Genomic DNA, 12511 nt, shown 5'->3' on the forward strand with positions numbered 1-12511 from the left:
GTGCCACCCCGTACAAAAAATTGTTCCGACCTCGAACGCCATCGCAGCTTACGACTATCCGAGCGGCAGACTCAGTATCGCTGCCAAGCGTCATCCGCCTATGATGGCATGGACATTCGAGCCGGCCGCAATCCAGTGGTCAATTTCGTCCTTTGATGCTCTCGATAAAAATGCGATGACCCTGCATCGTCCTGGCCGAGCAAGCCTACCAAGAGAAGGCAAGCCCACCCCTTTCAGCCACCTCAATGCCGTCGGCTCACCAACACCGAGCTTTGCCGCTACGTAACTTGCCATCCCTTCACTTGCAATATAGTGAGGAAGAAGATCGTCGCGACGCTTCGATGTCTCTACAGAATCGCACATTGATGCATGCGGCATCTTCCTCCTTTGGCTCGGTGCTGTGTAGAAGCAATGGACGGCCTCCTCGCTCGTCGAAAAAGTCGCCGCAAGCGCCATCGCATACACCATCCCGCTAACGATGGAGCCACCACAAAGCCCGTTGACTGACTGAACGTTTGCACAGTCTCCCAATAATCTGGGGTAGTGCGCCTCCAGCCATGCCTCTGGAAAAGCATCACGAATGCGATGCGCTAGCTTGGACCGCTCGATGTGCGTACCGATCGGAAAGCTCATTGCCTCAACCTTAGGACGAATACACTGAATAGCAGCAATTCTTGAAACCCTCTGGCCCTTCGCCATGAACGCGTAGGCAATCTCTGCATAGCGCGCAACAACAGGCATCGCTCGCAGAGCGACAAGTTCATCGTCGACAGGCTCTGCCGCCGTACCCCACGAGCCAGGCAGCCTATCAAAAGCACCGTCCACATAGACAACAGCAAGAGCCGTCGCATGCTTCGGACAGGTGTCGATACCAGGCAACTGGTGAAACGCGCGCCAGTACGAAAAACCCAGCATCCGCTCATCTTTCGCGACACAGGTCGGACACAGGTATGCCCCGCGCTTTGGCTGCATCCACGCCGTCTGCGACTTCAAATTGGCCAGCCTCTCAAAGTCAAACATCTCATCATCACTGCGAGCTCCAATCCGGCAGAACGGGAGCAATGAATGTTCCTTCAAATAGGTTGCGGAATCCAATCCACCGAAACGTGCCGTCAGTCGATAGGTATGACCCGGTGCTCTGACGTCGCCATCGCCACGAGTCTTCCGATCTAAGACAGTGAGCAGCTCTTCCACCGATAGAAATCCGTTCCACAATCCTAGCCGCCCTGCGTGTCCACGAATGTACTCACCCTGCTGCGGCGCAACTGTCCTCAGCATGACGGCACCACACCAGAAGCAGATCGGCTAGTCGCAGAGTGCTTGCCTATTCGGACCCCCTCCCGATCCGCACCGCAATCAACCGTACCGCTCAAGATATCTTGCGGAGACCAAAACGCTCCGCCAAAGAAACGATTTGACCTAAAACCATAAGCCATGAAGTCATCTCCATATGCGCGCATGATCGGCAATTTACATGAATAATTTTAAACACATACCAATTAAATATCAACACAAATAGATTGAACAATGATATAGTCTAAAACATCAATTCAATTCGCAATCACTGCAGCCAAATTATTTAACGTACGCAAACACATCAAGTTAAAAAAATCTCCACAAATTTGCGCGAATGTCTATACTGGCCTCGAATGGAATTGCTCAATTTGAGCAAAGCATGTCTCGCTCGATGAGCGAGATCAGCGCCAAGGCAACTCACACGGCCCAGAACAAAGTCGCTCTAGTTAAGCGGCGGAACGCTCTCAGATCCAGCGTGATGACACCCGTGCCCTGCGGAGTGGCAGCGCGGGCGGACATGGGGCGGAAGTGCATTTAGGGGCACCAGAATCCTGGGGTGCCGCAGAGTTGGCACACAAGAGTGCCGGTGAAGTGCGCTAGACACATGAAACACCGTTGCAAGCGCAAACACAGAAGAGTAGGAGGAAACATGCACGAACCATGACGGTACACGCGCATGAAGCCTGGAATACGGAAAGGGCCACTACCTCGGCAAAGGAGCGGCCCTTGAACTGCAGTGTCGGTTGATAGCCTGACGCTGTCATTCTGTGACGCCCCCAGACGCCTGTCAAGGTGGCTGGCGGGGGGGGATGTTCGCCCCTATGCGTCGCATCTGTCCCTTCCTGTGCGTAAGTGGCCCTATCCAAGCCGTTACTGCTCTGGCAGTCAACGGCCTGCTCACTTGACAAGGAAGAATCATGACAGCCTCCTCCATGCTGGGTTCGATTTTCGGTCCGATTGCACGAAAATTGGGCTTCCCGCAGTATCTCGCTCGCCTCAACGCTGACACCCTCAGCGGATGGACCAACTCCTATCACCCCCCGATTACCGCCTTCTCCAAGGAGGCTCCAACCTGCTCGCGCCGGTCTTGTATCTATTCAGCCAAACTGAGGCGCGACATCCATTTCCTGTCGACGCCCGAGCAGCATGCGGGCCTTCTTGCCCTGTATCACCCCAGACTGTTCGATTTACATGAGCAACGCGTCCTCTCACCCGGTCCGGCTTACCATCCTTTGAGTGGTCACCGCGATACACGCGGTCTAGATTTGCCAGCGTTTAAGGGGACAGTCAGTGCAGCCGATCGCCTTGGGCAACTTAAGCTCCATCCGACAACTGTCGTTAGCGATCCAAGCGATCCGGACACCAATCTCCGTGCGCCCATCCCGCTCATGGGCGACCTGCTTCTATTCCTGCGGGATGATGACAACACGCCGTTTTGTATCAATTGGACAGTGAAGAAGGACGAGGATGGATTCAAGCGGGGACTGGGCCTGAAAAGCACTCGAACCCGAGAAGAAAATCGGCAGAAGCGCTTGGAGTTCCGCCATGAATTGGAACGCGTTTATTACGAAGATGCCGGCATTCGAACCGTACGAGTGACACAAACGAAGATCGACTTCAACGTAGCGTGCAATCTGCGGCAGCTCTACGGGTACCACCAGCGCTCTATAGGCGTTTCTGCCAGAACCCGTCAGAAAATTGAAGAGAGATTCCGATCAATCATCGGCCAGCGCGTAACACCGCTTGATGTATCTCGCGCGATCATCGACGAGCTGGGCTGCGACCTCCACGACTGTCGAACGATCTTGTATCAAGGCATCTGGAATAGACGGTTACGCGTCGACCTGTTTAGTCCAATCAACTTTGATCATCCACTGAAGCCAGAGTCGCGGGACGTTCTGCAAGTTTATGGAGACTGGTTTGGGGGAGCAGCGTGATGATGATTGGAACACAACTGGTTGCACCGAACGGCTACAAGAGCCTGGATGCCGACGTCACTTACTACTTTCTGAGCAACAGCGCCTCCCTCCCACAGGTTTACCTCGCTCGGTTTTGGGAAAGAACTGAGAACCACTTTGACAGCGCGATCATCGGTATGCCTCGCTCAGAATTTGAAGAGGGCCTACTCATTCAAAGCATCATCCGCGCACCTCAACAGAGAGAGACGCCCCCTTGGTTCAGAGATGATTTGAACTACGAAGATCTGATGGCTGCCGATGCTCATCGGGCCAGGGCTAAGAAGACTCTGAAAGATCGTGTTGATGAGCGTCATGCTTCGATCACCCCACTTCTCGACAGAGAGTCAGAAATCCTTTGCTCGGAAGCGCCGAACACGACCATCAACCGTATAGCAAGGGAGTTGGGGAAGAACGAAACGCGCACGCGCCTCTGGTTCATTGCGTATCTTGTTTTTAAGCGTGATCCTTGGGTTCTTTGCCCCAACTACCCAAATATCGGGCACTACGACAGAGAGCGACAGACGAGAAAGGTCGGGCGATCGTCGCTCTCACGAGGCAAGGAACATGGCTGGCGTGTTGACAAAACGATGGCGAAAACCATTCAAAACTCATACGTGGAGTATCGTGGGGCGGGAAAAACCCTGGCATCCATCTACAGCAAGGCAATGCTCCACACATTCGGATGCAAGGTCGCCAAAAACGACCGCGCTGTTAAACGATATTTCCACCCTGAGGGAAAACCGTTCCCGAGTTACGGACAGTTCAGGTATCACGTCAACAAAGCATACGATCAAGACGAGGTGAACCGTTCCATCTACGGTGAGGTTCGCACACGCAACAGGCTACGTCCATCCGAAGGCAAATTCTCCTATGCAGTGGCCAACCTGATGGAGAAGTTGGAAGCCGATGGGCGATTCACGAAGGACTATCCGACGTCGCCATACTGCAAGACACTACTGCCACCATTATGTGTCGTCGTTATTGTTGACGTTGCATCCTCTTGCACCGTAGGCGTCGGCTTCTCATTGAACAGCGAGACCTCAGAAGCGTACCGAATGGCGCTGTTCAGCATGGCCATCCCGAAGACGCGTTTCGCCGCATTATTTGGGCACACGCTTCTCGACGGGGATTGGGACTGCGAAGGTCTTCCACCGTTTTTGATCTCGGACAACGGTCCAGGAAAGAAGTTGCTGGCCGTCAAGTTCGATGAGACCAGTATTCCCATGCGGGAGTGCACTCCTAGTTGGTTTGCCCAATCCAAGGCTACGGTGGAGACTTCGAACCCGCGGAAAATCAAGGTCGAGGGCCGGCCAACTTACGTCCAAAGTGACCTTAGCCCTGTTCAGATGGCAGTGCGCGAGATCGAGCGTGTGGTGACAGGCAACCACAAGCGAAACGTATCGGCAAAGCTGACGCCCGACATGATCGCTGCGGACGTACTGCCGACAGCAGCTGGAATTTGGAACTACTTATCTGCCCGCGGGCGCACCGACGCCAATCCTATTAGTTTCGAAAGGGCCGTTCGATCCTTTCTGTCACCCGTCACACTCCAGCTCCGGAGCGACGGAGCTCACTTGCTACACCGATGCTTCAATTCCACTGCACTGCGTGAGACGGGGATTTTTAAAAGCCTCGCGAACAGTCAAACCATCGATGTTCAGGGTTACGTTTTGGACATGTGTGTACGCCACGTCTGGCTTGATATTAACGGACGAATCATCCAGGCTGACTTAGCGCTTCCGATACGCGAACAGCAAGATCCGCTCACATTCACAGAGCTGCAAGATCTCGCATGCCAACAGACGAAGCTGGAATCGGAGCTTTGCGAACACACACATGCCGCCGACAGCGAGGGCCGACTGCGGTTTAAGCAGACGACGGGTATGGATTGGGATGTGGGCAAGCGAAAGAGCGGCCGCCCCAGCCCTCGATCGAAGGCGTCCCGGCAAGCCTCGAAGGAAGCGGCCGTCGGCACAGCACATCGGAGCGCGCGATGAGTACTATCAAACAGGACCTCTATGATCGAATTGCCCCTTTGCTCGATGACTCGGTCATTGCTGCAAAGACACGCATCCGGCCGGCAACAGCAAAAGCGATCGCGGGTGAGCCGCCTGCGGCTGCGGAGGAAAGACTACGTATCTCGCTCAAGAGCGTGTTCGTGCCAACAGCCCAGGTACGTCAGATCATCAAACAGCTGGTTGGGGGATCGATCGGCTTCTCTGCTAGCCGCTACGAGGACCGCCTTGAGTATCTTCGCCTCGTGTACAACCGCAATTTCGCGGATGATTTTCCGGACGCGTCAGCGATTTGCCTCACCGGCTTGGCAGGATCCGGGAAGAGTGCATTGACACAAGCCATCGCACGACTGCTTCAGATCGAAGAGCCCATCGCCGTTGGGGGCGGCCATGATCCATTTCGTGCAACACACTGCATCAATTTGAGCTTTCGGACTCACCCTACGGTAGCGGCATCGCTGAGGAAATGCGCCTATCCCGACGAGGAGTCCGCGCCGGCTCGATCCCGACTAGACGAGCTCACAACGCGTGCAAGATGGCGGGCATTTCGCGATTTCTCAGTCTTGATGTTCGCCGACGAGTGCCAGTTCATCACCCATGGCAGCACCTCCAGCGCCAAAGCTACGTCCACATTGCTGACACTGCTTGGACTCAACGTGCCGCTCGTATACGTAGCCAACTACAGCCTGTGTCACACCTTGAAAACGCGGCCCCAACAGGATCAACACCGCCTGCTGTCTCGGCCCATCGTCCTGCAACCTGAGAGTGCGGGAACCGATGACTGGCGCGACTATTTGAAGGAGTGCAAACGCGTGGCCGGTGACTGGTTTGGGGTGCCGGTCCTGAAGTGGGAACGTGAGATCTTCCAGATGACGTTCGGCTTGAAGCGAATTGTCATCGATCTCATTTGCCTAGCCTATCGCCATATGAGGCAAGAGGGACGTTCATCAGTCACCATCGAGCATCTGCGAAAAGCCTATCTTTCTCCTCACAACCTGCACCGATCCGAAGTCGAAGAGCTGCTCGCCCATATGGTCGATGGCATACAACCACGCAAGGATCTGCTTTGTCCGTTTGAGGTGACATCGCCTTTTGCATCGGTGGCTGCTCAAATGCGAGAGGAGCGGCAAAAGAAGATCGTCGAGTCTTACACCGAGGACGCTCTGACCGTGCAGGAGCGTAAGACGCTGGACGGGCTGAGGAAGGTGGACGACTCTATTGGCGCGGAGAACAAGCCGGCCAAGAAGCTGTCCAAAAAAGCCCCTCCAGTATCAGTGGAGGCGCTTATGGCCGGCAACGCAAAGATGCGTGCGATGGCGGAAGTAAGGTGAGCAGTCGTGGGGCGCCATTTTGAGAACGGCATCATCCAAACACCGCAGAAATCATCATGTCAGTCACCGAGCCGAACCCTACTCCTGCCCGCCCCCTATCGCGAGCGGGAGCTGAGCTTGCGCGACAGCTCGACCTTCCCTTGGCTGTTAGGAGCGCGGCCACGTACCAACGCGTATTTCTCGACAGCTACGTTCCTAACGCATCTTGGCTGATACCACCGGAAGTGGCTGAAGACCTTTATCGTTTGGGACATCTAGGCGAGGCGGAGCCTCCAGGCACCTACGCGCGGAAGGTGTTCGTGCAGATGGTGGTCGATCTTGCCTGGAACTCGTCTCGCTTGGAGGGCAACCAGTACAGCCGGCGAGCCGTGAAAGAACTGTTCAAGGGTGGAGACACCCCTTTTGATGTCGATGCCGTGATGTTGCTCAACCACAAGGTTGCCATCGAATTCCTCGTGGAGGACGTCCCGAGAGAAGGTCTCTCCGCTTACGTCGTCAGAAACCTGCACGCGGCACTCATGCAAGATCTCTTAGCAGACAGCCGCTCGCTTGGCACGATTCGCAAGACCCAAGTCAGCATCACCGACACACGCTACGTACCAATCCAAAGCCACGGTCTTCTTGAGCAATTGCTTGATTCGGTCATCGCTAAAGCCTGCCGGATCAGGAACCCGATCGAGGCCGCACTATTCCTCTGGGTGCACCTCGCATATCTACAGCCCTTCCTCGACGGCAACAAGCGCACCAGCCGCCTGGCCGCCAACATCCCGCTACTGCTCCATAATTGCGCGCCGCTCTCGTTCGAGGATGTCACTGCTATTGACTACGCGCGTGCAGTGCTCGGTGTATATGAATTCCAGAATGTTGCGCTCGCGGTAGACCTATTTTCGTGGACTTATCACCGCTCCGTACACATGTATAGCGCCCAGATAGAGTCTCCTCCGACCATGGGAGACTGACGTCGAAGCAACAGATCGTTGGCGACGCCGGGTCCAACGGCTGCGGCCTGCACGCATCGCCGGCATGCTCGTCGTTACCTTCGCTATGCCGCAGTTAGCCAGGGCCTTTGTTGTACCCCGGCAGTTACATGAGCCTCTCTCACATCTAGAAGAAGATCCGGACAGCTTGCCGCGTCCGACTCTCTGCGCAGCTCCCCCCGGGAGACTTCTGGTCCTGATAGGCGCAAAGGAATGCTGCCCAACTGCCGTGCATGCATGACACAGCAAGCATAAGATCCAAGACTGACAGCCGAAACTCGGATTGAAGCATGCGCCGGGCCATCGAGGTAACTCGCCGCTCATCTCGACAAACAGCACCCAACTGGGGGACGGAAGCAGATATTTCACTTATCTGCATTAGGAGCTGTGCACACTTGTGGAAATCCAGCTTGCCAGCATCATCCACGGCGCCGAGTTGAACGGCTTGCGCCGCCAACACACTGCAGACGCGGCATCGATCAAGGCAGAGCTGTGGGGCGCTCTCCATATAGGCGGCCGAGGTCCGGGCCACACGCATCCATGGCCGCAAGACTTCCGCGCCCTTTCCTACCATCGCTGACGGTGACCGCAGATACGCCGGTTCTGGTAGACAAAGCACTGTCCACACGCCTCCGCTCTGCCCACGGACACACTCGAGCAACGAAGATCGGTGTTTGGGGCAGACCCATACGCTTGGTAACTGGTGCAGCCGATGCCAGTAGGCGACGCCGAAACTCGCTTGATCCTCTGCCATGCAGCCCGCGCAGGCTTTCAGCGGGTGGTGAGCGCAAAGCCGTCCGGTGAGCCGTCCGAGTGGATAACGAAAGGACTGAGGTTCATCAGACGTCAGCTGTGCCCATACATCAGCCCGAATCTTGGCACTTGCAAGTGGCAAGTAGTACGGCAGCACCGTGTGCTGCAACAGAATCTCTCCAGCCGAGCCGTACCGACCATGGGTCGCGGCGACAAAGGCGCCGGGGACGCTTGGTATGTTCGCCTCCGGCCCCAGTCGATCCACCCCAAAAGCATCGCGGCACGTCTCAGAGGCCCTCACATTTCCGGACAGTTGATGCTGCCGTGACACTAAGCTGAATAGTGTCTCGTCAGGTAACCAGCCGCTCACCACCAGCCCTATAGACATCGCACTCACACGAGCAATTGGCAGGGCCTCACGGAAGCCCTTTACCGTTGCCATAGCAGCCACACAATCAGCAACGTAGGCTTGAGCGTCAGGATTGGCGAACCCGTCTACTTATCCTTCTGTGGAGGGACTCGATGGTGACTCTTACCAAGAATAGAACGGACGCGTGGTATGTGGCCATCGACCTTGACCGCCGGTAGGCCATCAAGCAGTTCCGCAGCTGTTTGTCGGCGAACCGGCTCGCGCATCAGCGAGAGAAGCTGGGCTTGGCCCAGGAGGACAAATGGCTCCCCTCTATGGGTGATCACTTCAATCGAGCCGTTCCTGACGCGGTTGAGAACCGCGATGTAGCTGCTTCGGAAGACGGACATGGGGGTGAGCACGGCGTTGGGGTCTTCTGCACCGACACGCGCCGCGAGCGTCTGCACCGCAGCTTGGAAAGCGACCGCATCCTGATCCGAAGAGTCGCTCTCTGCTCTTTGTGGGATTGGCTGTTTGGGCATGATCTGGTCACCTCCCGGTTAGCAATCTCGGCCGATTTTATCGCCAAGACGTTCACCGGAATTCGCGCCTCGCTGCTCGTACATGGGCGGCGGCCACCTTCAACGCCGTCGAGAATTTGAGTCGCGACATGCACATCATCCCTTCCCTCGGTCGATATGGCGCTGCCTAACGCGATGTTGTATAGCTACCCTCGCAGACGACAACGGGGCAGTGCCCCAAGTAGCTGGTCTTCTGGCGGCAGACGCGAAGCTGCGTGAACGCCTAAGAGCACGCTGAACGATCAAAGGATCTCGACTCAATACCGGCGTGTCATTCGCGACGCCAGGGTATGTAACTTCGAATATTCGTTGCATGAGGATGGCTTGATGCTCAGAGGGCCCACAATGCCGGTGGCTCCTGTGCCCTCGAACTCGTCCGGCATGGATAACGCACCAATGCGTTACACCGCAGCGACTAAACTTGGATGTGCGTGGCCCCAGCTCTAACTTCCCGCCAAACCGTCGAAGCCCAGCCCTAACGGCGCTAGGCGTGTCTCGACCATGCTGCCTTCCCTTCGACGGAATCGATGCGGATTCAGCGTTGCTCGAGATCCTGCTTAGGTATTTGACGAATGTGAACTCGCAAACCGCATGGGGGAGGGTGAACGCCGCCACGAATGAGGAGCTAACGCATGCAACCGTGTCTTTTCTCGCAGTGATCATGACGCTGCTTGCTGCTGCATCTTTCTGAGTAAGGCCGAACGGTCCCATTCTGCTTATCGGAGACCCCGTGATGCCCCATCTGCGTGCGCACTCATGGACTCTACGTAAAACCTGGAGGCTAGCGTAATGTCAAACCAAGCGATACCTGTCGATTTTCCGCGTGATGTCCCTCCTGCCTCGGTGCCAGGTGCGCAGCCCAAGCTCAGCGTGCGCCTCGTCGACGGCAAATACATCACCGGGCTTACCGAAGACGAATGGCTGGAGCGGTACGAAGGCTGCGAGGACCTGGCGCAACAGTTCGTTGCATACTTCACGCGCAAGATTTCTGAGAGTCCTGCATTGACTCGAGAACTCTGCCTGACGCGTGCGCGCAAGGGATTCGCGCTGAAGGTACAGCAAGGCGAGTGGGACTTCTCGGAAGCCGAGCAAGACTGGGTAATGAAACGGGCTCGCGAAATGCTTGGTTGGTAATCCAAAGGCACTCAACGTCGCAGCGACAACCCCTCTGAAAGGCGGAGCCCAGACCAAGGTTTGCGCCTTGTGACGCATCCCCAGCCAGCTCAAAAGTCGGTACCGTGCGCAGAAAGGCTTGCATCCAGATCGGCCGCATCCCAAATCCTTCGCAGAGATCCCGGCGAATCGACATGCCATGGGTCGGATCCCCGTAACCTCGAGACATTGACCAGGGTTGGAACGATCAGCGTATCGATTCGTTTGAATGGCTAGGTATTTTGAGCAGTGAATTCACCCTATCAACCCTACTTTTCGCGTTTGCGCAGACGCCGCGACTAGCCTCTCGGACATGTCTGCGCCAGAGTGGACAGCGGCCTGGCTTGTGACTCAGGGAGATTGAACGGGTTATCCCCGAATGAGCGTAGTGAGGAACCATTCTGACCGAGCAGCACGAAAGTGCTCCCCGCGCCCTGCAAGACATAGAAAACTTCCTTCTTCCCGCTGCTGTCCGACTCGACGGGCAGCTCGACAGTTCGATACGTAGCGAGCATCGGCACGCCTTCGCAAGCCCAGCTCTTGAGTCTATCGGCTGAAATGGAAGTCGCTGTGTACTGGTAAGGGATATGACCTGTGACTGCCACGTAGACTTTGGCAAAGCTCTGTGCGCCGTCCGCCATCGCCGGCTTGAGGAACACAACGCGAACCAGAAAGTAGATTCCTCCGAGGCACACCGTGGCGAAGATCGTTAGGAACAATGCCTGAGTAATCCGTCGTACCGGCTTCGCTGGCACTTTGGGAGCTTCGAGCAGTGCCTTGCGATGCCGCCCTCGCAAGCCAAGCACTTTCCATCGTAACCACTCCGTGTTGGACGACCGGAGAACAACGGGAACGCCTTTGGTCGAAAGGCGAGCCTCTGTTGCAAAGCGCTGGCGCACCCCTAGGTGGTCACGCCCATCTTGCCGTCGTCGCTTTCGGCGTATGGTGGCATTTCTTTTCGCCCACCAATCCGGAATGACCGCGCTAGCCCACACGTATGCCACCGAAACGACAATCAAAATTGCAGCCGTTCGCCAGATGATCGGGCGCTGCGCCCCGATCAGCATCGTGTCGTAGAAATCAGTGTGAAGGACGGTGACCGGAATTCCAGCAGTCTCCGCCCAGGCGTCCAGAAGAGTTCTGCCAATGGCGTAGCTAAGGGTCCCAAAAATCGTAAATGCGACTGCGATCCCTTCAAACATGTGGTCAACGCAATACGCCCAGACCTTTGCGAACCCACTCTTCGCGCTAGAGCCAGCAGAAGATTCTGACCCTCGTTTTCCCCTCCTACACTCAGGAACGAATGGGCGTCTGCGACGCACTGCCCCACCCTCACCAGCCTGAAGAATTATTACCTTGCTGTTATCTATTTGTACGCTTACTTGCTGCGAGCTCATTGTTTTCCAGGGATGCTATCTTCTTTCGGTCGAGAAAATAGTCTATGGTGGCAATAGTCGGACATCTACCCTGTCGAAGTAGGGTGCAATTCTATTTTTAAATGCGTGCTGACGACATTCGAACGCAAGGTCCATTCGGATTGCTGGTCATGTATTCCACCGTCCTGTACGCACTGCAGCGCCAAGGCGTCATACGCTCGTACAACAATCCGGTCGGCGACGTTGCGGAATGGATGGTTTCCAAGCACCTGAAGCTGACATTGATGCCTCCCTCGTGGAAGCATTTTGACGCAACCGATGCTTCTGGTGGGCGATATCAGATCAAAGCCCGTCGGCTATGGGGAAAGAATCGATCCTCGCAATTCACGGTGCGCGGTATAGAAGCGACTCCCTTTGATTATCTTGCCTGCGTCATTTTTGAGGGTGATTTTTTCGTTCGCCGCGCGGCGGTCGTTCCCATGGAACTGCTACGGTTGATCTGTAAGCCAACGAATGATCCGAACGTCCAACGGTTCAACTTTTCGCGAGATGTCATCACACTGCCCGGCGTGTTTGACATATCTGTACTGTTAAGCACCCTCCCCCTTACAGAAAGCGAGGAGAGGCTAGTTGCGAGACTTCGTGCCGTGCGATTACCCCAGAGCAAGTAGCGAGAAGCAGGAGGAGAAGCCCTAGGACTACTGCGCCTAGCCGAAAGACAGC

Annotated in this window: 10 protein-coding genes; 7 read left to right on the plus strand and 3 right to left on the minus strand. The window is 55.8% G+C overall.

All coding sequences use genetic code 11. From position 1 onward, the window contains the following. Positions 1-90 precede the first annotated feature (90 nt). A complete protein-coding gene (locus NG898_RS17290) occupies positions 91-1278 on the minus strand; it encodes a TniQ family protein (protein WP_252693595.1) in 1188 nt (395 codons plus the stop codon). Between the two features lie 935 nt (positions 1279-2213). On the opposite strand from NG898_RS17290, the gene NG898_RS17295 reads away from it, so the two are divergent. From NG898_RS17295 to NG898_RS17310, 4 genes are read left to right on the plus strand one after another with little or no spacing between them, the layout of a single operon-like run. Beyond that, positions 2214-3233 carry a PDDEXK family nuclease gene (locus tag NG898_RS17295; protein WP_252693596.1) on the plus strand — a complete coding sequence of 340 codons (1020 nt, stop codon included), beginning with the start codon at positions 2214-2216 and terminating at the stop codon, positions 3231-3233. Then, the gene (locus NG898_RS17300) at positions 3233-5251 is read left to right on the plus strand and encodes a hypothetical protein (protein WP_252693597.1); all 2019 of its coding nucleotides are present in this window, start codon (positions 3233-3235) and stop codon (positions 5249-5251) included. The genes NG898_RS17295 and NG898_RS17300 overlap by 1 nt, the downstream gene beginning before the upstream one ends. After that, positions 5248-6600 (plus strand): ATP-binding protein, encoded by a 1353-nt coding sequence (locus NG898_RS17305; protein WP_252693598.1) that lies wholly within the window; start codon positions 5248-5250, stop codon positions 6598-6600. Before NG898_RS17300 ends, NG898_RS17305 begins: the two co-directional genes overlap by 4 nt. A 56-nt stretch (positions 6601-6656) precedes the next feature. Beyond that, the gene (locus NG898_RS17310; protein ID WP_252693599.1) at positions 6657-7559 is read left to right on the plus strand and encodes a Fic family protein; all 903 of its coding nucleotides are present in this window, start codon (positions 6657-6659) and stop codon (positions 7557-7559) included. 145 nt (positions 7560-7704) lie between these two features. On the opposite strand, the gene NG898_RS26245 is transcribed toward NG898_RS17310, so the two are convergent. Further along, entirely contained in the window at positions 7705-8772 is a 1068-nt protein-coding gene (locus NG898_RS26245; protein WP_420803702.1) for a TniQ family protein, read from the minus strand. A 242-nt stretch (positions 8773-9014) separates the two neighbouring features. Here NG898_RS26245 and NG898_RS17315 point away from each other — a divergent pair, with 242 nt between their 5' ends. Both NG898_RS17315 and NG898_RS17320 read left to right on the plus strand, forming a co-directional pair. Then, positions 9015-9341: a hypothetical protein gene (locus NG898_RS17315; RefSeq protein ID WP_252693600.1), complete on the plus strand. Its 327-nt coding sequence runs from the start codon at positions 9015-9017 to the stop codon at positions 9339-9341. Between the two features lie 708 nt (positions 9342-10049). After that, complete coding sequence (locus tag NG898_RS17320) at positions 10050-10394, plus strand: hypothetical protein (RefSeq protein WP_252693601.1); 345 nt, start codon at positions 10050-10052, stop codon at positions 10392-10394. Positions 10395-10711: 317 nt separating this feature from the next. Here NG898_RS17320 and NG898_RS17325 read toward each other — a convergent pair whose 3' ends face one another. Then, positions 10712-11614 carry a hypothetical protein gene (locus NG898_RS17325; RefSeq protein WP_252693602.1) on the minus strand — a complete coding sequence of 301 codons (903 nt, stop codon included), beginning with the start codon at positions 11612-11614 and terminating at the stop codon, positions 10712-10714. A 344-nt stretch (positions 11615-11958) separates the two neighbouring features. On the opposite strand from NG898_RS17325, the gene NG898_RS17330 reads away from it, so the two are divergent. Further along, a complete protein-coding gene (locus tag NG898_RS17330) occupies positions 11959-12459 on the plus strand; it encodes a hypothetical protein (protein ID WP_252693603.1) in 501 nt (166 codons plus the stop codon). Positions 12460-12511 lie beyond the last annotated feature (52 nt).

Source organism: Ralstonia mojiangensis (assembly GCF_023955645.1).
In the GTDB taxonomy this organism is placed as follows: Bacteria; Pseudomonadota; Gammaproteobacteria; order Burkholderiales; family Burkholderiaceae; genus Ralstonia; species Ralstonia mojiangensis.

Bases quoted from the DNA above. Each gene is read 5' to 3' on its own strand.
- NG898_RS17310 (WP_252693599.1), top strand. From the start codon at position 6,657: ATGTCAGTCACCGAGCCGAACCCTACTCCTGCCCGCCCCCTATCGCGA.
- NG898_RS17300 (WP_252693597.1), top strand. From the start codon at position 3,233: ATGATGATTGGAACACAACTGGTTGCACCGAACGGCTACAAGAGCCTG.
- NG898_RS17305 (WP_252693598.1), top strand. From the start codon at position 5,248: ATGAGTACTATCAAACAGGACCTCTATGATCGAATTGCCCCTTTGCTC.
- NG898_RS26245 (WP_420803702.1), bottom strand. From the start codon at position 8,772: ATGGCAACGGTAAAGGGCTTCCGTGAGGCCCTGCCAATTGCTCGTGTG.
- NG898_RS17325 (WP_252693602.1), bottom strand. From the start codon at position 11,614: ATGTTTGAAGGGATCGCAGTCGCATTTACGATTTTTGGGACCCTTAGC.
- NG898_RS17320 (WP_252693601.1), top strand. From the start codon at position 10,050: ATGTCAAACCAAGCGATACCTGTCGATTTTCCGCGTGATGTCCCTCCT.
- NG898_RS17315 (WP_252693600.1), top strand. From the start codon at position 9,015: ATGGGTGATCACTTCAATCGAGCCGTTCCTGACGCGGTTGAGAACCGC.
- NG898_RS17290 (WP_252693595.1), bottom strand. From the start codon at position 1,278: ATGCTGAGGACAGTTGCGCCGCAGCAGGGTGAGTACATTCGTGGACAC.
- NG898_RS17295 (WP_252693596.1), top strand. From the start codon at position 2,214: ATGACAGCCTCCTCCATGCTGGGTTCGATTTTCGGTCCGATTGCACGA.
- NG898_RS17330 (WP_252693603.1), top strand. From the start codon at position 11,959: ATGTATTCCACCGTCCTGTACGCACTGCAGCGCCAAGGCGTCATACGC.